Here is a 19,053-nt window from a genome sequence, read left to right as displayed (position 1 = left end):
ACGCCTGGCGCCCCGGGCGGGCGCGATGGGGTGTCGAGGGGCGAGCGGGGTTGTAACGGCGGGCCTGCGGGCCTCAACGCCGCCGGACGGTTGCCGATAACAAAGGGAGACCGCGTGTCTCCCTTTTTTATCCCATCACCGGACTGCCCATGATCCGCACTGCTTCCACCCAAATCCGTTTCACCCTCCTGATCTGCGGCTTCTTCCTGCTCCTTCTGCTGGGAACGTTCGCCGTCATCCAACTGTCCGTCACGCCGGACCTGTCCACGCTGGAAGGCAAGGTCGTCTCCGCCAACGTGGAGCAGATCTCGGTGCGAATCAGCGAGCAGCTTCGCCAGGTCGAGGCCCAGTCCCGCAGCATCACCCAGACCGTGGCCTTGCTGGCCAGCGACCAGATCGACGTGCTGCAGCCCGGCCTGGTGGACCAGTACGGCGACCCCAACGTGTTCGGCGGCGGCATCTGGCCCCTGCCCAACAAGCGGGAGCCGGGCCGCGACAAGTTCAGCACCTTCTTCGCGCGGGACGGCAGCAACAAGCTGGTGGTCAACACCCACTGGAATTCCCCCGAGTCGCTCAAATACTGGGAGCAGCCCTGGTATGAGAACGGCAAGACGGCGCCCAAGGGCCAGTGCAAGTGGGCCAAGGCCTACCAGGACGCCGCCAGCCCGCAGCCGCGCACCAACTGCGCCATGCCCATCTACAAGGGCGACGAGCTGTATGGCGTGTCCACCATCGACGTGACGCTGGGCTTTTTCAACCGCCTCGTGGCGGACATGGAAAGCAGGATCCAGGGACAGATCCTGATCGTCGAGGGCGACGGCAAGATCGTCAGCAACAGCACGAAGATCCAGGGCAACGTCGTCTTGAAGAACGTCTCGGACATCGCGGCGAGCTCGCCCATGGCGGCGGAAATCCAGAAAATGCTGCCAACCCTGCAAGCCAACGCGGCGGCCGAGAGTTCGTTCAAGGACAGCGAGGGGACCCAGGTGCTGTTTCTGAAACCCATTCCCGGCAGCCCCTGGTTCATCGCCACGGCCCTTCCGGCCTCGTTGCTGGCGGTCAACAGCCACCGCATCCTGACCAAGCTGGCCGCCGTGCAGGTGCCCATGGCCCTGGTGCTGCTGGGCCTGATGGTGATGGGCGTTCGCCTGTTCATGAAGCGCCTGGCCGTCCTCAAGGGCAACATCGACGCGCTCTCGGCCGGCGAGGCGGACCTGACGCGCCGTCTGCCCGAAACCGGCGGGGCGGAGTTCGGCGCGGTCGCGGCGAGCTTCAATGCCTTCATCGCCCGCCTGCAGGGCGTGGTGAGCCAGGTGGTCACGGGCGCATCGTCGATCGCCTCGGCCTCCGGTGAAATCTCCAGCGGCAACCACGACCTTTCCGTGCGCACGGAGGAGCAGGCCGCGTTCCTGCAGGAAACGGCGGGCTCCATGGAGCAGATCACCAGCACCGTCAAGCGCAACGCCGACAGCGCCAACCAGGCCAACCGCCTGGCCACCGATGCGTTCCAGGTGGCGTCCCGGGGCGGGCAGGTCATCGGCAACGTGGTCGAGACCATGGATTCGATCAGCACGTCTTCCAAGAAGGTGGTGGACATCATCGGGGTGATCGACGGCATCGCGTTCCAGACCAACATCCTGGCGCTGAACGCCGCGGTCGAGGCGGCCCGCGCGGGCGAGCAGGGCCGCGGGTTCGCGGTGGTGGCCAGCGAGGTGCGCAGCCTGGCCCAGCGTTCGGCCGAAGCGGCCAAGGACATCAAGAACCTGATCGCGGACTCGGTCACCAAGGTGGAGTCCGGCAGCGCCTTGGTGGTGCAGGCCGGCACGACGATGAGCGAGATCATCGCCACCAACACCAGCGTGGCCTCGATCATGGGCGAGATCATGGCCGCGAGTGTGGAGCAGAGCCGGGACATCGAGCGGGTGAACCAAGCCATCGCCCAGCTCGACACCACGACGCAGCAGAACGCGGCGCTGGTGGAGGAAGTGTCCGCCGCGGCGCGCTCCATGCAGGAGCAGACCGACCTGTTGCGGCAGGTGGTGGGGGCCTTCAAGGTGTGACGGGAAGGCTTCGCTGCCGGCGTTGACATCGCCAGCGCATCCAGACAATCCCCGCCGGTCTCGCGACCCGCGGGGATTTTTCTTGGGGTCGACCGAGGCAGGAGGGGCTGCCGCCGGTTCTGCCGCGTCCCGGGAATGCAGCGTCGGCATGTCGCCTGATTGCAACAAATTGCTTACAGATCGATCATCGATTTCTAGAATAGGAATCGTTATCAATACTATTTATATTTGCCATGAAATTCATTGATCTGCGGGGCCCTGCCTGCGTGGCCGCCGCCCTGGGGTTGGTGCCTTGGGCGCATGCACAGGGCGTGGGCGCCACGCTGTCCGAAGTGCGGGTGGATGCCAACGCCGAAAAGGAATCCGCCACCGGCCCCGTGGTGGGCTACCGCGCCCGCAACGCCACCACGGCCACCAAAACCGACACGCCGCTCAGCGAAACGCCGCAATCGGTCACCGTCGTCACGCGCGACCAGATGGTCGATCAGGGCGCGACGACCTTCCAGGGGGCGCTGCTCTATGCCGCGGGCGTGCGCAGCGATGCCTATGGTCTGGACAGCCGCTCCGACAGCGTGCGCGTGCGCGGCAGCTACCCGGACATCTACCTCGATGGCTTGCGCCAGAGCTACAACTACTACACCAGCACCACGCCCGCGGAGCTGTACACGCTGGAGCGCCTGGAGGTGCTGCGCGGCCCGTCGGGCATGCTGTTCGGCACCGGCACCGTGGCGGGCGTGGTCAACATGGTGAGCAAGCGCCCGCTGCAGGAAGCGCAGCGCGAAGTGGGCGTGCAGATCGGCAGCTGGAACCGCAAGCAGCTGCAGGCCGACCTGACCGGCCCGCTCACGGCCGATGGCCAGTGGTCGTACCGCCTCGTGGCGCTGGCCCGCGACGCCGACACGCAGGTGGACCACGTGCCCGACGACCGCCGCCTGATCGCACCGTCGCTGATGTGGCGGCCCAATGCGGCGACGTCGCTGCTGCTCCAGGCGCACTGGCAGCAGGACCGTTCGGGCAGCACGTCGCAGTTCCTGCCCTGGTCGGGCACCTTGCTTCCCAATCCCAACGGGCAGCTGCCCACCAGCCAGTTCATCGGCGAGCCGGGCGACTACTACGACACCGATCGGCAATCCATCGGCTACCAGTTCGAACACCGTTTTAACTATGCCTGGACGGCGCGCCAGAACCTGCGCTGGGCTCGCAACGAGAACCGGGGCGGCTACCACTATGCGGACTTCTTCACCGATCCGGGCGGGTGGGGCGCCGACCCGGTCAACCAGCGCCTGATCGGCCGGCTGTACGGGCAGAACGTGACCCGCACGCGCATGGCCGCGGTCGACACCAACCTGCTGGGCCGGCTCACCACGGGCGCCGTGCAGCACCAGTTGCTGCTGGGCCTCGACTGGAATCGCCAGTCGGAGGACAAGGCGGAATCCGGCGATGCCTACGATTCGCCCATCGACGCGTTCGCGCCGGTGTACAGCGGGCGGACCGACCGGCCGCTCACCGCGCAGCCCCGGAACGTGCAGCGCCAGACCGGCATTTATGTGCAGGACCAGATGAAGTGGGACCGATGGATCTTCATCGCCGGCCTGCGCCATGACCGCGTGGCGAATGCCCTGGCCGGCTCGGCCGATGACCGCACCAGCGACACCACCAAGCGCCTGGGCGTGATGTATCAACTGGCCGGCGGCTGGACGCCGTACATCAGCTATGCGGAGTCGTTCAGCCCGGTAAGCGGCACCAACACCTCGGGGGCCCGCTTCAAGCCGCTGCAAGGCGAGCAGATCGAAGTGGGGGTGAAGTACCTGCCCGAAGGCGGCGCGACCTCGTTCACCGCCTCGGTGTACGACCTGAAGGAAAAGAACCAGAAGGTCACCGATCCGACCAATCCGATGAACACGCTGCAGGTCGGACAGACCCGCAACAAGGGGCTGGAGCTGGAACTGAAGACCCGCGTGACCACCGCGTTCGATCTGATCGCCCACTACAACTACACCGATGTGGATCCGACCCTGGAAGGCCTGCCCCGCAACCAGGCGGCCGTGTGGGGGCTGTATCGATTTTCCGTCGCGGGGATTCGCGGCTTTTCGGCCGGGGCCGGGGTGCGGTACCTCTCCGCGTTCCGCGATGGTTCCGGCCCGCGCGTTCCATCGTCGCTCGTCGGAGATGCGTTGCTGGCCTATGACAGCCAGGCATGGCGCTACGCGCTCAACATCAACAACGTGGCCGACAAGCAGTACATGAGCACCTGCCTGTCGCGCGGCGATTGCTGGTGGGCGCCCCGGCGCAACGTGGTGCTGAGCGCGACCTACCGTTTCTGAGCAGCCCCTCGATCCTGCGGGCCGCACCCACGGCCCCGCCAAAGAAAAACCCCGCAGGCCTTGCAGCCTGCGGGGTTTTTTGATGGAGCAGCCGGGCGGGAGTGCATCCCGTCCGGTGCGGCCGGCAATTACATGCCCATGCCGCCCATGCCACCCATGCCGCCCATGTCGGGCATGCCGCCGCCGGCCGGTGCGTCGTCCTTGGGGGCTTCAGCGATCATGCATTCCGTCGTCAGCAGCAGGGAGGCCACGGAAGCGGCGTTCTGCAGGGCCGTGCGGGTGACCTTCGTGGGGTCCAGAATGCCCAGTTCCAGCATGTCGCCATACGTGTCGTTGGCGGCATTGAAACCGTAGTTGCCCTTGCCGGCCAGCACGGCGTTCACCACGACCGAGGCTTCGCCGCCGGCGTTGTTCACGATTTCGCGCAGGGGGGCTTCGATGGCCTTCAGCACCAGCTTGATACCGGCATCCTGATCGGCGTTGTCGCCCTTGATCGAGTTGCCCACGGCTTGCTTGGCGCGCAGCAGCGCCACGCCGCCACCAGCCACGACGCCTTCTTCCACCGCTGCGCGCGTGGCGTGCAGGGCGTCTTCCACGCGGGCCTTCTTTTCCTTCATTTCGACTTCGGTGGCAGCGCCGACCTTGATCACGGCCACACCGCCAGCCAGCTTGGCCACGCGCTCTTGCAGCTTTTCGCGGTCGTAGTCGGACGTGGCTTCCTCGATCTGCACGCGCACTTGCTTGACGCGGGCTTCGATGTCTTCAGCGGCGCCGGCGCCGTCGATGATGATCGTGTTTTCCTTGCCCACTTCGATGCGCTTGGCTTGGCCCAGGTCGGCCAGGGTGACCTTCTCGAGCGTCAGGCCCACTTCTTCGGCGATGACCTTGCCGCCCGTCAGGATGGCGATGTCTTCCAGCATGGCCTTGCGGCGGTCGCCGAAGCCAGGGGCCTTCACTGCCACGACCTTCAGGATGCCGCGGATCGTGTTGACCACCAGCGTTGCCAGGGCTTCGCCTTCGACTTCTTCGGCAATGATCAGCAGCGGACGGCCGGCCTTGGCGACTTGCTCCAGCGTGGGCAGCAGGTCACGGATGTTGCTGATCTTCTTGTCGAACAGCAGCACGAAGGGGTTGTCCAGAATCGCGGATTGCTTTTCGGGGTTGTTGATGAAGTAGGGCGACAGGTAGCCGCGATCGAACTGCATGCCTTCCACGACGTCCAGTTCGGACTCGAGGGACTTGCCGTCTTCCACGGTGATCACGCCTTCCTTGCCGACCTTGTCCATGGCGTCAGCGATCAGCTTGCCGATGGTTTCGTCGGAGTTGGCGGAGATCGAACCCACCTGGGCGATTTCCTTGGAGGTCGTGGTGGCCTTGGAAGCCTTCTTCAGCTCTTCCACCAGGGCCGTCACGGCCTTGTCGATGCCGCGCTTGAGGTCCATGGGGTTGATGCCCGCGGCCACGTACTTGAAGCCTTCGCGCACGATGGCCTGTGCCAGCACGGTGGCGGTCGTGGTGCCGTCACCGGCGTTGTCGGACGTCTTGGAAGCCACTTCCTTCACGAGCTGGGCGCCCATGTTCTGCAGCTTGTCCTTGAGTTCGATTTCCTTGGCCACGGACACACCGTCCTTGGTCACGGTGGGGGCGCCGAACGAGCGCTCCAGCACCACGTTGCGACCCTTGGGGCCCAGGGTGACCTTGACCGCATTGGCCAGGATGTTCACGCCTTCGACCATGCGGGCGCGGGCTTCGCCGCCGAAAACTACGTCTTTTGCTGCCATTTGATTTCTCCGGATTCAGTAAACAGGATGTTCGGGAAAAGGGCCGAAAGGCTTACTTCTCGACGACTGCGAACAGGTCGTCTTCCTTCATCACCAGCAACTCGTCGCCGTTGACCTTGACGGTCTGGCCAGAGTACTTGCCGAACAGAACGCGGTCGCCGACCTTCACGTTCAAGGCGATCAGCTCGCCCTTGTCGTTCTTCTTGCCGGGACCGACGGCCAGCACTTCACCTTGATCGGGCTTTTCAGCGGCGTTGTCGGGGATCACGATGCCGGAAGCGGTCGTGGTTTCGCTTTCAATGCGCTTGACGATCACGCGATCGTGCAGGGGGCGAAGGTTCATTGCATCTCTCCTGGTTCAAAAAAGGATTGCGACATCAACAACACGCCCGCAGGGTGCGGGCGCTTTCTGACTTCAGCGGCTTGGCGCCAGCGTTGCTAGCACTCGGTCGCGTCGAGTGCTAATGATACGGGCATTCTTTCGCATTTCAAGAGGGGGACTGGCAGTGGGAGTGCGGCGCGCCCACAGGAAGGACGGCGGCTGAGGGATGGATGAGGCGTGCACCTACAATACCGACCTCCTTGAGGCCGGAGGTGATTCGGCGCCCGCAGTCCGCTTGGTCCCCAAGCAGGGATGGGCGCTGTTCCCGGCGGTGCTCTCAATCAAACGCCCGATGCGGGTCAGATCCATAGATTCGGGAGTCCAATGGCGTCTTTGCAAGCAACCACCGCGCTGATGGGCATCGGCCTGGCGGTGCTGATCCTTTACCTGATCCGCAGGGATCACCTGTATCTGATGCACGGCCTGTTCTGGGTGGTGGTGGCGGGGGCCGCTGCCTTGCTGGGGGCCTGGCCGGGACTGATCGATCGTCTGGCCAAGCTGCTGGGCATCAGCTATCCCCCTGCGCTGCTGCTGCTGCTGGCCAGCATGGTGCTGCTGGTGAAGTCGTTGCACACCGACATGGTGAACACCCGCATCGAGAGGGATGTCCGCCGGTTGAACCAGCGGCTGGCCCTGTTGCAGGCCGACAATGAAAGCCTGCGCGCGCGCGTGATGGGCGATGGATCGCAGCCATGACCTTGGCGCAGCCGTTGTTGCCGGTCATCCTGTGCGGCGGGTCGGGCACGCGTTTGTGGCCCCTGTCGCGGGAGGCCTATCCCAAGCAGTTTCTGGCGTTGGCCGGTTCCCGCACCATGCTCCAGGACACGGCACTGAGGCTGCAGGGGTGGGCGCCGGAGATCGACGTCGCGCCCGATCCCATCCTGGTCTGCAACACCGAGCACCGGTTCATCGCGGCCAGCCAGTTGCTGGCAGTCGGCATCCGGACGGCACGCGTACTCCTGGAGCCCGAGGGGCGCAACACCGCGCCCGCACTGACGCTGGCCGCCTTGCAGGCATGCGCTGGAGGCGATGATCCGATCATGCTGGCCATGCCGGCCGATCACGTGGTGAAGGATTTGCCCGCGTTTCACGCCGCGGTCCGGCGGGCCCATTCCATGGCCCTGTCGGGCGGACTGGTGACGTTCGGCGTCGTGCCGGACCGGCCGGAAACCGGCTACGGCTACATCCAGTGCCATGCGGCGGGCCCGGAGGGTGCGGGCATCCACCGCATTGCCAGCTTTGCCGAGAAGCCCGATGCCGCGACCGCGCAGCGCTATCTCGATGCGGGTGATTATTTCTGGAACAGCGGCCTTTTCATGGTGCGCGCCAGCCAGTGGTTGGCCGCTCTGCGTGCTTGCCGCCCCGACATCCTCCAGGCCTGCGAGGCCGCGATGGCGGGGGCGCAGCGTGATCTCGACTTCATCCGGCCTGACGCGGCCGCCTTCCAGGCCTGCCCTTCGGATTCCATCGACTATGCCGTGATGGAACGGTTGCCGCTGATGCCGGAGATCGGCATCCCCACGTTCGCGGTCGCGCTGCAGGCGGGCTGGTCCGACCTGGGCGCCTGGGATGCCCTGTGGGGCGTGCTGCCGCGCGACGGCCAAGGCAACGCCACCGTGGGCGATGCCCTGCTGGAAGACAGCCAGGACACCCTGTTGATGTCCACCCACCGGCTCGTGGCCGGCGTGGGGCTCGACCACATCGTGGTCGTCGAAACACCCGATGCGGTCCTCGTGGCCGACAAGCGCCGTACCCAGGACGTCAAGCAAATCGTGGCCCGGCTGAAGCAGGCAGGGCATGCGCTGGCCCACCACCACCGGAAGGTGCACCGGCCATGGGGCTGGTACGACGCTGTCGACAGCGGCGAACGCTTCCAGGTCAAGCGCATCGTGGTGAACCCGGGCGCGCGCCTGAGCATGCAGATGCACTACCACCGCGCTGAGCATTGGGTGGTGGTGCGGGGGACCGCTGAAATCACCAATGGCGACGACACCTATCTGCTGGCACAGAACGAGTCCACGTTCATTCCGGTGGGCCGCCGCCATCGGCTGGCCAATCCGGGCAAGACGCCTCTCGAAATCATCGAGGTTCAATCGGGCGACTATCTGGGTGAGGACGATATCGTCCGGTTCGACGACATCTACGGGCGCTCTACCGGTGCCGAAGGCGTTTCATGATGGATTGGATTGCCTTCGCGACCGGCGTGACGATTGCCAGGCCCGCGCGCACGCATTTCCCGGCGTGCGAGCAGTGCGGCACCTGCACTTGACCCTCCCCATTCTTCCAACATAAAAACATGAATCTAGAACAAGCAAGGATTGCCGTGATCGGGCTCGGCTACGTGGGCCTGCCCTTGGCGGTGGAGTTCGGCCGCCAGCGGCCGGTCATCGGCTTTGACATCAATGCCGCACGCATCGCCGAGTTGCAATCGGGCGAGGACGGCACGCTGGAGGTGACCCCGGAAAACCTGCAAGCCGCCAGCCACCTGCAATACAGCGCCAACCCGGAGGACCTGCGCGATTGCAAGGTCTTCATCGTGACGGTGCCCACCCCGGTGGACAAGGCCAACCGCCCCGACATGACGCCCCTGGTCAAGGCGAGTGAAACGGTGGGCAGGGTCATGCCGGACGGCGCCGTGGTCATCTACGAATCCACCGTGTACCCTGGCGCGACCGAAGAAGTGTGCGTGCCGGTGCTCGAACGGCTCAGCGGCAAGACCTTCAACACGGACTTCTTCTGCGGCTACAGCCCGGAGCGCATCAATCCGGGCGACCGGGTCAACACCCTCACGAAGATCAAGAAGATCACCAGCGGCAGCACCCCCGAAGTGGCCGACGCGGTGGATGCGCTGTACGGCAGCATCATCACGGCCGGCACCCACAAGGCCAGCAGCCTGAAAGTGGCCGAAGCGGCCAAGGTCATCGAAAACACCCAGCGCGACTTGAACATCGCGTTGGTGAACGAGCTGTCCGTCATCTTCGAGCGGCTGGGCATCGACACCCTCGACGTGCTGGAGGCCGCGGGCAGCAAGTGGAACTTCCTGCCCTTCCGGCCGGGACTGGTGGGCGGCCACTGCATCGGTGTGGACCCCTATTACCTGACCCACAAGGCCGAGGAAGTGGGCTACCACCCGCAGGTCATCCTGGCCGGGCGGCGCATCAACGACAACATGGCGCGCTACGTGGCGCGCAACACCATTCGTCTCATGCTCAAGAACGGCATGGACGTGCCCCGTTGCCGCATCGGCATCCTGGGCATCACGTTCAAGGAAAACTGCCCGGACATCCGCAACAGCAAGGTCGTGGACATGGTGCGCGAGTTCCTGGCGTGGGGCGCGGACGTGGTGATCGCCGATCCCTGGGCCAGCGCACAAGAGGTGGACCACGAGTACGGCCTGGCGTTGGGTCGTGTCGATGCCGACCATCCGGTCGATGCCCTGGTGGTGGCGGTCGGCCATAACGAATACCGTCAGGCCACGCCCGCGGAGCTTCGCACGTACTGCCGTGGCGCACAGCCTGTCCTGGCCGACGTCAAAAGCCTCTACCACCGCGGGCAGGCCGCCGAAGCCGGCTTCACCGTTTTTCGCCTCTAATTCTCCCCTTCGGATCCGCCATGAAAAACTTCGCCCTCATCGGCGCCGCCGGCTACATCGCGCCGCGCCACATGCGTGCCATCAAGGACACCGGCAACCATCTGGCCGTGGCTTACGACATCAACGATTCGGTCGGCATCATCGACAGCATTTCGCCGCAGAGCGACTTCTTTACCGAGTTTGAACGGTTTGCGGAGCATGCGCACCAGCTCAAGCGCGATCCAGCCACCGCACTTGACTACGTGTCGATCTGCTCGCCCAACTACCTGCACCATGCCCACATCGCTGCTGGCCTGCGCCTGGGATGTGATGTGATCTGCGAAAAACCGCTCGTTCCCACGCCGCAATTGATGGACGAACTGGCGCGCATCGAACAGGAAACGGGCCGGCGGGTATTCAACATTCTCCAGTTGCGCCACCATGAAGCGATCCTGAAGCTGCGCGGCAAAGTGGCTGCGGCACCCAAGGACACCAAGTTCGATGTCGAACTGACCTACATCACATCGCGCGGCAAGTGGTACCTGGAGAGCTGGAAGGGCGACCCGCGCAAATCGTTTGGCGTGGCCACCAACATCGGCGTGCATTTCTTCGACATGCTGCACTTCATCTTCGGCAAGCTTCAGGACAATCGCATCCACCTGAGTGAGGAAACGAAGGCCGCCGGCTATCTGGAATACGAACGCGCCCGGGTGCGATGGTTTTTGTCCATCGATGCCAACGATCTACCGGAAGAAGTCAAAGGCAAGAAGCCCACGTACCGGAACATCGATGTCAGCGGTGAGCAACTCGAGTTTTCCGAAGGCTTCACCGATCTGCACACTACCAGTTACCGCGAAATCCTGGCGGGCCGAGGGTACGGCTTGGCGGATGCGCGGCATTGCATCGAAACGGTGGACGTGATTCGCAGCGCGTCCATTGCGGCCGATGGGGATGAGCGTGTGCATCCCTTCGTGCGCAACAAGGGGTATTGAGAGCATGCAAGCTTCTGGTTTGAAGCCGCTTTCCCAGTTCGAATTGCTGGTCGGGGATGTGCGGGGCGCGCTCAAGCTTTGGCGCTTCTGGCTGCATCTGGGATTGGAAGACATCCTCAAGCAGTACCGCCGCTCGTTTCTCGGACCCGTGTGGATATCGATCAACACGGCTATTTTCATCGGCGCATTCGGCTTGATCGGATCGCAGGTCTTCAAGATAGATATCCAGACGTACCTGCCATTCTTCTGTGTCAGCCATGTTCTGTTTTTGTTTATCTCACAGTGCATTTCCGACAGTTGCCAGACGTTTATTGGCTCCAGCGCATTCCTGAAACAAACACCTTATCCCAAGACTGCATTCGGTTTGCGAGTCATATGGCGCAACCTGTTGATGATGGGGCACAACATTCCGATTGCCTTGATCGTTCTTCTGGCGTTTGGGCGCCTGGATGATGTGAGGCCCATCCCATTTTTGTTCGGGCTCGCATTCACGGTGTTGTGCGCGGTACTGGTTTCCTGCATCCTGGGTGCCCTGTGCGCGCGTTTTCGCGACATACCCATGATTGTCACGAGCTTGATGCAGATTGCGATGTTTCTCACGCCGGTCATGTGGCAGGCATCGCAACTCAGTGAGCGGGCCCAATTGATCGTGCACGTCAATCCTTTAGCTGCGTTTCTTGACTTGGTGAGGGCCCCCGTTTTGGGCGAATCCGTCAATCCCTACAGCTATCTGATGGCCGGTGCCACCTTTCTCGCATTGCTGTTGGCATTTTTCACCGTGTTTTTGCAGAGCCGTCGCAGGCTTGTGTATTGGCTCTGATCATGGCAAGCATCGAACTGGAGCGAGTCAATGTCGACTTCCCGCTGTTTTCATCACGCTCACGCGGATTGCTGAACACTCTGCTCGGGAAGGCGCAAGGGCACCGGGGGCGAATCGAAGACATCGGGCATGGCGCAATCGCAGTGCGCGCACTGCGAGACATCACGCTGTCTCTCAAGGATGGGGATCGGATGGGCCTGATAGGCCGCAACGGGGCTGGCAAGTCCACCATGCTGCGGGTACTGTCCAGCGTGTATGAACCCACCTCTGGCGTGATGAGAGCGGATGGCCACATCTCTTCCCTGATTGACCTGATGTTGGGCATGGATCCCGATGCCAGTGGCTACGAGTTCATTGCCACACGGTGCGTCGTGATGGGAATTGGAAGCAAAGAAGCCAAGGACCTGGTCCCCGATATAGAGGAGTTCACGGAGCTGGGTGACTACCTGCATCTGCCAGTGCGCACGTACTCTTCCGGAATGATGCTCCGTCTCGCCTTCGCAGTGTCGACAGCCGTCGCGCCCGATATCTTGCTGATGGACGAGATGATTGGGGTGGGCGACGCGCAATTCATTGATAAGGCACGTATTCGGCTGGAAAACATGATGAGCAAGGTCAAGATCCTGGTACTTGCTTCACACAACGACTCGATCTTGAAAACGTTCTGCAATACAGGGATATGGCTCAACGAGGGCCAGATCCGCATGCAGGGAAGTATCGAAGACTGTCTGGCTGCCTATCACGGCAACTAGCTTCATTATTTTGGGCAGCATGAGCGAAACATCCTATACCGCACACCCGACTTCGATCGTCGATGCAGGGGCGCAAATTGGCGCGGGGACCCGCATCTGGCACTGGGTGCATATCTCAGCGGGGGCGCGGATTGGCCTTTCTTGCTCTTTCGGGCAGAACGTCTATGTCGGCAATGACGTGATGATCGGCAACAACGTCAAGGTTCAGAACAATGTCAGTGTCTACGATGCGGTCACGCTGGAAGACGATGTTTTCTGCGGGCCCAGCGTTGTTTTCACCAATGTGTACAACCCTCGCAGCAGCGTCGTGCGTAAAAACGAGTACAGGCGAACCCGGGTTTGCAAGGGGGCCACGCTCGGTGCCAATGCAACCGTGGTATGTGGCACCACCATTGGTGCCCACGCATTCGTCGGCGCTGGTGCGGTGATCACACGCGACGTCAAGGCCTATGCGCTGGTTGCAGGCGTGCCTGCTCGGCAAATCGGATGGATGAGCGAACACGGGGAGCGTCTCGATCTTCCCTTGACTGGACACGCGCAAGCACATTGTCCGCAAACCGGTCATTTATATCGTTTGATCGATGGTGAGCTGCAGCGAGCTTGATCCCCACCCATCGCATGGAGTTGTAATGGAATTCACCGATCTAAGAGCGCAATACCGTCGGCTCAAGTCTGATATCGACGTGCGCATTCAGAAAGTACTGGATCATGGCCAGTACATCCTGGGCCCGGAAGTGCATGAACTGGAAGAGCAATTGGCGACGTACACCGGAGCCAAATATTGCATTACGGTAGCCAATGGCACTGATGCGCTTCAAATTGCCCAGATGGCTCTGGGCATTGGGCCTGGAGACGAGGTAATCACCCCCGGTTTTACGTATATCGCCACTGCCGAGACGGTCGCGCTGCTTGGTGCGAGGCCCGTATATGTAGATGTGTCGCCGGATACGTACAACCTGGATCCCTCATTACTCGAGGCCGCCATCACGCCCCGTACGAAGGCCATCATTCCGGTCAGCCTGTATGGGCAATGCGCTGAATTTGATCGTATCAATGAAATAGCCGCCAAATACCGAATTCCTGTCATTGAGGACGCGGCTCAAAGTTTTGGTGCCAACTATAAAGGGCGCAAGAGTTGCAACCTCACCACTTTGGCTTGCGCCAGCTTTTTCCCCAGCAAACCTTTAGGCTGCTATGGAGATGGCGGAGCCATTTTCACTAGTGACGAGGAATTGGCTCGGGTCCTCCGTCAGATTTCGCGTCATGGACAGGATCGCCGCTATCACCACGTTCGCGTAGGTGTGAATAGCCGTCTCGATACATTGCAAGCGGCAGTTCTTCTGGGAAAGCTGGTGGTTTTCGATGAAGAGATTGCCAAGCGCCAAAAGATCGCGGATCAATACGCAAGCAAATTGCTGCCAATTCCTCAAATAGCTTGTCCATCCATCAAAAATGGCAACCTTAGCGCCTGGGCCCAATACACGATCCGGTCGAATCATCGCGATGACCTTCAGCAAGCACTGAAAAAATTAGACATACCCACCACGGTGCATTATCCGTTGCCCCTGAACAAGCAGCCTGCAGTGGAAGATGGCAGCAAGCAACTCCCCATTGGCGATCAGCTGGCCAATGAAGTTTTAAGTCTTCCCATGGGCCCTTACCTGAGCGACTCGGATCAGTCCCTGGTAGCCCGGGCTATTCAGCAGTTTTATTTCGAAAACCCCTCTGCCTGATTTCGTCGTCGGGAGTCGCCTCGCATCGAAGCCTATCGGCAGGCCCAATCAATTGTTAGAAAGAATGATCATGGACATCAAAAACAAACGCTTCGTCATCATCGGTGGTGGCGGCTTGATCGGATCCCATACCGTTGACCGGCTACTGAAAGAAGACGTAGCCGAAGTGGTGATCTACGATAACTTCGTACGCGGTCGAATGGAGAATTTAACGGAGTCGCTCAAAGATCCACGGGTAAAAATCTTTGAAGCTGGCGGCGATATTCTGCAGACAGACATATTGGATGCTGCTCTCAAGGGCGTCGACGGGGTTTTTCATCTGGCGGCGCTTTGGCTCCTTCAATGCCATGAATATCCCAGGACCGCATTCGAAACCAATGTTCGGGGAACTTTCAATGTAATGGACGCGTGTGTGAGGAATGGGGTGAAGCGCTTGGTGTATTCCTCTTCAGCTTCTGTCTATGGCGATGCAGTGGAGGAGCCCATGACGGAGGACCATCCATTCAATAACAAGAATTTCTATGGAGCCACCAAAATTGCAGGTGAGGCTTTTTTGCGGGCTTACCATCATCGCTACGGACTGGATTATGTGGGGCTGCGATACATGAATGTTTATGGCCCCCGTCAAGATTATCATGGTGCCTATATTGCCGTGATCATGAAAATGCTCGATGCAATCGACAGCGGCAATAGCCCTACCATCATGGGCGATGGTTCCGAGGCGTTCGACTTTGTTGCCGTGGAAGACTGTGCGTTGGCTAACGTCTGTGCGATGAAGGCCAGCGCGACTGACGCTTTCTACAACGTCGGTACCGGCAAGCGGACGTCGTTGAAGGAGTTGGCAGAAAAGCTTCTGCGTATCACCGGCTCAACCAAAGAAATCACTTATGCACCCCGTAGTCAGGCCACGCTCGTGCGCAACCGCATTGGGAGTCCTGACAAGGCTCGCAAAGAAATTCAATTCAATGCAGAGATCGATCTCGACGAAGGCTTGCGCAAGCTGATCGATTGGCGTGCGTCACATAAAGCAGAGGTGGCTGCTCGTCGCGCTTCCGTCGGCCTCTGAGGTATCCAACGTGTGCGGCATCGCGGGTTATTACAACACGGACCAATACCCAGCCTCGGCGGTGGTGATCAAACGCATGACCGATGCGATTGCGCATCGGGGACCAGATGGCGAAGGAAGTTACGTTCATGAAGCGTTGGCCTTGGGCCACCGACGTCTTGCCATTATCGACCTCTCGCCCGGGGGGCACCAGCCCAAAGCCTCCGAAGATGGCCGATACGTTATCACCTACAACGGGGAAATCTACAATTTCAAAGAAATCCGTATGGAACTGGAGAGCTTGGGCCGCCATTTCCATACCCACAGCGATACAGAAGTCCTGCTTTATGCATTTGTCGAGTGGGGCGTGAAATGTTTCAGCCGCCTCAACGGCATGTTCGCATTGGCAATTTGGGACAATGCTGAAAGGACTTTGACGCTCGCGCGCGATCGCTACGGGGTCAAGCCGCTTTATTATCACAATTCTGGAAAATCATTTGTTTTTGGCTCTGAAATCAAGGCAATTTTTGCACACGGCGTTGTCGATCCTAAAGTCGATTCCATCGGGCTGTTTGAATATTTGAGTTTTCAAAATTTTCTTGCCGATCGAACCATATTCAGCGGCATCAGTCTTTTTCCTGCTGGAACGTTTGCAACGGTTAGAAGAGGCAGCACTGGATCTGTGGAAGCCAGTTTCACCCGTTATTGGGACTACCAATTCGTTGAGCCTGAATCGCCGCGAAAATTGGAGGAGTATGCAGAAGAACTGGATCGCCTGTTCGTGCAGGCTGTCTCTCGGCAACTGGTCAGTGACGTAGACATTGGATCTTATTTGAGTGGTGGGATGGATAGCGGGTCCATCACAGCAGTCGCCGCTCAGCAAATCCCATACATGAAAACATTCACCTGCGGCTTCGATTTGAATTCGGCTTCAGGGATTGAACTGGGGTTTGATGAACGCCCGACGGCTGAATATATGTCTTATCTCTTCAAAACTGAGCATTATGAAATGGTGCTCAAGGCGGGAGATATGGAGCGAGTCATGCCCAAGTTGGCGTGGCACATCGAAGAGCCGCGCGTAGGACAAAGTTATCCGAATTATTATGCGGCTCAACTGGCCAGTAAATTTGTCAAAGTTGTGCTGTCTGGTGCCGGTGGTGATGAACTCTTCGGTGGATATCCGTGGCGATACTATAGAGCGGTAGTCAATAATGATTTTGATCACTATATAGATAAGTACCACGCTTTCTGGCAGCGTCTGATTCCCCAGGGGAAAATGTCCACCGCATTGGCTCCGGTATGGGCGGAGGTTCAGCACATTGACTCGCGAGACCTGTTCAAGTCCGTCTTTCATCAACGGCCCCAGAACATTGGCCGGCCGGAAGACTATATCAATCACTCCCTGTATTTCGAGGCCAGGACATTCCTCCACGGGCTACTGGTAGTTGAAGACAAATTGAGCATGGCCCATGGGATCGAAACGCGAGTCCCATTCCTCGACAATGATCTCGTGGATTTTTCAATGCAATTGCCAGCACGCATGAAGCTTGGAAATTTGGGTGAAGTCGTCAAGTTGAATGAAAATGAACCCGGGGCGAAGACCGCCAAATATTTTCAGAAAACCAAAGATGGAAAGCTGCTCTTACGCCAGGTGATGCAGCGATTGTTGCCACCTGTGATAACGGATCGTGAAAAGCAGGGGTTCTCTGCTCCAGATGCGAGTTGGTTCAAAGGTGAAAGCATTGATTATGTCAAGCGTACTTTGCTCAGCCCTAATGCTTTGACCCATCAATACTTGAACCGTGATTATGTGAATGAGATCGTTCGGCAGCACGGCAGTGGGGAAATGAATCACCGCTTGCAGATCTGGTCGCTGATCAGTCTGGAATCCATGATCAGACAATTTATAAAAAATGAATAAGAGAATTCTTTCCACAGAGAGGCCCTATAAAGTGCTGCATATTGGCAATATTGCTAATAATGCTTATCTGAATGCAAAATTGCTTCTTCGGCACGGCGTTGAATCAGATGTAATTTGCGCAGATTATTACCATATCATGGGCACCCCAGAATGGGAGGATGCGGTATTTGATTTTGAGGGAATCGATCACTTCAATCCGGATTGGGCCAATCTGGATTTGCAAGGATTTCAAAGGCCAAATTGGTTTCATTCGGGTGCCTTAGGTCAAATCCTGGCTGAACTGGCTGGAGACGCTGCGGCTCCAGAGCAGAAGATGGGGCGTCTATCGCGAATCATCGGGACAGCGCACAGCCACGCATTTGGGGGAACACTTGAGCTTCTTTTGAATGATGCTTGGACGAAGCTTTTCGGATACAAACAAAAATCCTTGGTCAACCTGCTGACGAGGGTTTCGGTTCCGATTCTGCATGTCATGTGTCGATTGCATTTTTATGCTGAATCTGCATTCAAAAAAAATGGTGGGGATCGTTTCGCAAAAATACGCGTTACTTTGGATCAGATCAACAGACGTACCAAATGTGACCTGAGGCGCTCAGAGGCAGTCCCTTATTTTTTTCATCAAGCTTTGTGGGAACGGGTTTTTAAGAAATATGATGCGGTTATCGGATATTCCATAGATGGAATTTATCCACTGATATGCAATAAGAAATATATTGCCTTTGAGCATGGAACGATCAGGAAAATTCCGTTTGTCGATGATGCTCTGGGGCGAATCTGCAAAGCCGTTTATAAAGCCGCAGATAAAGTAATTATCACCAACTGCGACAACGTCAAGGCTGCAAAGAAGTTGCAGCTAAAAGACTATCGATTTATACCTCATCCGATCAATGAGGAGGTTCAGAAGGTGCAGCTTCCGCCCAGTTGTACCGAGCGCCTTGACAAACAGGAATTTATCGTCTTTCATCCCGCCCGGCACCATTGGGATAGGCATCGCGATCCCAGTTGGGAAAAGGGAAATGACAAAATCATCGCAGGCTTTGCAAGATTTAAAAAGGCAACCAGTGTCAAAACTGTTTTGGTCCTTACTGAATGGGGGTTGACGATAGAGCATAGCCGACGGCTTATCAAAAAATTGGGTATTGAAGATGCCGTGGTGTGGATACCGGTCCTCCCCAATCAGCACATGATTGAAATGATCAGTCTGTCTCACGTCGTGGTGGATCAAATCGGTGTAGGTGCTTTCGGGAGCTTGGCCGCTAAATCGTTGATGTGTGGAAAGGCGACCCTGTGTCATATTGACCCGGAGCCGCACAGGGCTTGCTTCGATGTGATTCCTCCGCTCATCAGCGTGGAGTCGCATGTTGATGTTGCCGCTCGTCTACAACAACTCGCAAGTGATATTTCCTATCGCAATGGCGTTGAGAATGAATCTCGAGAATGGTATTTGCAGCATCATTCCAATAGATTGATCGCCGAGCGCCTCGTTGGATTGATTAAAGAAATCGCCGCATAAATCCGGGCAATAGTTATTCATTGACCGCAGAGGTGGCTATATTGCCATGATGTTCGTGTCGATTCAGGATCTTTAGGTTGGCCGATGTATATTTTTCGTGGAGGAATGATTTCTCTCCTCAATTCGGTTTCCATTCTTTTGCTGCCCTTGATTGTGGCA

At 59.0% G+C, this 19,053-nt stretch carries 15 protein-coding genes; 13 read left to right on the top strand and 2 right to left on the bottom strand.

The features are described 5' to 3' along the window. Window positions 1–149: 149 nt before the first annotated feature. Together R1Z03_RS16130 and R1Z03_RS16125 are read left to right on the top strand one after the other, a co-directional pair. Entirely contained in the window at window positions 150–2,060 is a 1,911-nt protein-coding gene (locus R1Z03_RS16130) for a methyl-accepting chemotaxis protein (protein ID WP_317352755.1), read from the top strand. A gap of 233 nt (window positions 2,061–2,293) precedes the next feature. Next, window positions 2,294–4,384: a TonB-dependent siderophore receptor gene (locus R1Z03_RS16125; protein WP_317352752.1), complete on the top strand. Its 2,091-nt coding sequence runs from the start codon at window positions 2,294–2,296 to the stop codon at window positions 4,382–4,384. A gap of 128 nt (window positions 4,385–4,512) precedes the next feature. On the opposite strand, the gene groL is transcribed toward R1Z03_RS16125, so the two are convergent. Further along, window positions 4,513–6,165, bottom strand: coding sequence for a chaperonin GroEL (gene groL / locus R1Z03_RS16120; RefSeq protein WP_272567476.1), 1,653 nt, complete (start codon window positions 6,163–6,165; stop codon window positions 4,513–4,515). A gap of 52 nt (window positions 6,166–6,217) precedes the next feature. Continuing rightward, window positions 6,218–6,508 carry a co-chaperone GroES gene (locus tag R1Z03_RS16115; RefSeq protein WP_011804151.1) on the bottom strand — a complete coding sequence of 97 codons (291 nt, stop codon included), beginning with the start codon at window positions 6,506–6,508 and terminating at the stop codon, window positions 6,218–6,220. Window positions 6,509–6,871: 363 nt separating this feature from the next. Between R1Z03_RS16115 and R1Z03_RS16110 the strand changes: the two genes are divergently transcribed. From R1Z03_RS16110 to R1Z03_RS16060, 11 genes are all read left to right on the top strand, one after another. Further along, entirely contained in the window at window positions 6,872–7,243 is a 372-nt protein-coding gene (locus R1Z03_RS16110) for a DUF2304 domain-containing protein (RefSeq protein WP_317352738.1), read from the top strand. Next, a complete protein-coding gene (locus R1Z03_RS16105) occupies window positions 7,240–8,724 on the top strand; it encodes a mannose-1-phosphate guanylyltransferase/mannose-6-phosphate isomerase (RefSeq protein WP_317352735.1) in 1,485 nt (494 codons plus the stop codon). The genes R1Z03_RS16110 and R1Z03_RS16105 overlap by 4 nt, the downstream gene beginning before the upstream one ends. 119 nt (window positions 8,725–8,843) lie before the next feature. Then, window positions 8,844–10,139 carry a nucleotide sugar dehydrogenase gene (locus R1Z03_RS16100; protein ID WP_317352733.1) on the top strand — a complete coding sequence of 432 codons (1,296 nt, stop codon included), beginning with the start codon at window positions 8,844–8,846 and terminating at the stop codon, window positions 10,137–10,139. Between the two features lie 20 nt (window positions 10,140–10,159). Beyond that, window positions 10,160–11,110, top strand: a complete 951-nt coding sequence (locus R1Z03_RS16095) for a Gfo/Idh/MocA family oxidoreductase (protein WP_317352731.1) — start codon at window positions 10,160–10,162, stop codon at window positions 11,108–11,110. 4 nt (window positions 11,111–11,114) lie between these two features. Next, window positions 11,115–11,930, top strand: coding sequence for an ABC transporter permease (locus R1Z03_RS16090; protein WP_284429874.1), 816 nt, complete (start codon window positions 11,115–11,117; stop codon window positions 11,928–11,930). Between the two features lie 2 nt (window positions 11,931–11,932). Beyond that, complete coding sequence (locus tag R1Z03_RS16085) at window positions 11,933–12,682, top strand: ABC transporter ATP-binding protein (RefSeq protein ID WP_121454445.1); 750 nt, start codon at window positions 11,933–11,935, stop codon at window positions 12,680–12,682. Between the two features lie 19 nt (window positions 12,683–12,701). Then, the gene (locus R1Z03_RS16080; RefSeq protein WP_317352723.1) at window positions 12,702–13,286 is read left to right on the top strand and encodes a DapH/DapD/GlmU-related protein; all 585 of its coding nucleotides are present in this window, start codon (window positions 12,702–12,704) and stop codon (window positions 13,284–13,286) included. Window positions 13,287–13,311: 25 nt separating this feature from the next. Further along, complete coding sequence (locus R1Z03_RS16075) at window positions 13,312–14,415, top strand: DegT/DnrJ/EryC1/StrS family aminotransferase (RefSeq protein WP_317352720.1); 1,104 nt, start codon at window positions 13,312–13,314, stop codon at window positions 14,413–14,415. Window positions 14,416–14,485: 70 nt separating this feature from the next. Next, entirely contained in the window at window positions 14,486–15,481 is a 996-nt protein-coding gene (locus R1Z03_RS16070) for an NAD-dependent epimerase/dehydratase family protein (protein ID WP_284429877.1), read from the top strand. Between the two features lie 10 nt (window positions 15,482–15,491). Further along, entirely contained in the window at window positions 15,492–17,381 is a 1,890-nt protein-coding gene (gene asnB / locus R1Z03_RS16065) for an asparagine synthase (glutamine-hydrolyzing) (RefSeq protein ID WP_284429878.1), read from the top strand. Continuing rightward, window positions 17,374–18,894, top strand: a complete 1,521-nt coding sequence (locus R1Z03_RS16060) for a glycosyltransferase (RefSeq protein ID WP_317352714.1) — start codon at window positions 17,374–17,376, stop codon at window positions 18,892–18,894. The genes asnB and R1Z03_RS16060 overlap by 8 nt, the downstream gene beginning before the upstream one ends. The last annotated feature ends 159 nt before the right edge of the window (window positions 18,895–19,053 follow it).

Source organism: Acidovorax sp. BLS4 (assembly GCF_032929295.1).
Taxonomy (GTDB): Bacteria; Pseudomonadota; Gammaproteobacteria; order Burkholderiales; family Burkholderiaceae_C; genus Paracidovorax.
This window is presented reverse-complemented; position numbering and strand designations above follow the sequence as displayed.

Bases quoted from the DNA above. Each gene is read 5' to 3' on its own strand.
- R1Z03_RS16115 (WP_011804151.1), bottom strand. From the start codon at position 6,508: ATGAACCTTCGCCCCCTGCACGATCGCGTGATCGTCAAGCGCATTGAA.
- R1Z03_RS16060 (WP_317352714.1), top strand. From the start codon at position 17,374: ATGAATAAGAGAATTCTTTCCACAGAGAGGCCCTATAAAGTGCTGCAT.
- R1Z03_RS16105 (WP_317352735.1), top strand. From the start codon at position 7,240: ATGACCTTGGCGCAGCCGTTGTTGCCGGTCATCCTGTGCGGCGGGTCG.
- R1Z03_RS16130 (WP_317352755.1), top strand. From the start codon at position 150: ATGATCCGCACTGCTTCCACCCAAATCCGTTTCACCCTCCTGATCTGC.
- R1Z03_RS16085 (WP_121454445.1), top strand. From the start codon at position 11,933: ATGGCAAGCATCGAACTGGAGCGAGTCAATGTCGACTTCCCGCTGTTT.
- R1Z03_RS16110 (WP_317352738.1), top strand. From the start codon at position 6,872: ATGGCGTCTTTGCAAGCAACCACCGCGCTGATGGGCATCGGCCTGGCG.
- R1Z03_RS16095 (WP_317352731.1), top strand. From the start codon at position 10,160: ATGAAAAACTTCGCCCTCATCGGCGCCGCCGGCTACATCGCGCCGCGC.
- R1Z03_RS16125 (WP_317352752.1), top strand. From the start codon at position 2,294: ATGAAATTCATTGATCTGCGGGGCCCTGCCTGCGTGGCCGCCGCCCTG.
- R1Z03_RS16100 (WP_317352733.1), top strand. From the start codon at position 8,844: ATGAATCTAGAACAAGCAAGGATTGCCGTGATCGGGCTCGGCTACGTG.
- R1Z03_RS16075 (WP_317352720.1), top strand. From the start codon at position 13,312: ATGGAATTCACCGATCTAAGAGCGCAATACCGTCGGCTCAAGTCTGAT.
- R1Z03_RS16070 (WP_284429877.1), top strand. From the start codon at position 14,486: ATGGACATCAAAAACAAACGCTTCGTCATCATCGGTGGTGGCGGCTTG.
- R1Z03_RS16080 (WP_317352723.1), top strand. From the start codon at position 12,702: ATGAGCGAAACATCCTATACCGCACACCCGACTTCGATCGTCGATGCA.
- R1Z03_RS16090 (WP_284429874.1), top strand. From the start codon at position 11,115: ATGCAAGCTTCTGGTTTGAAGCCGCTTTCCCAGTTCGAATTGCTGGTC.
- groL (WP_272567476.1), bottom strand. From the start codon at position 6,165: ATGGCAGCAAAAGACGTAGTTTTCGGCGGCGAAGCCCGCGCCCGCATG.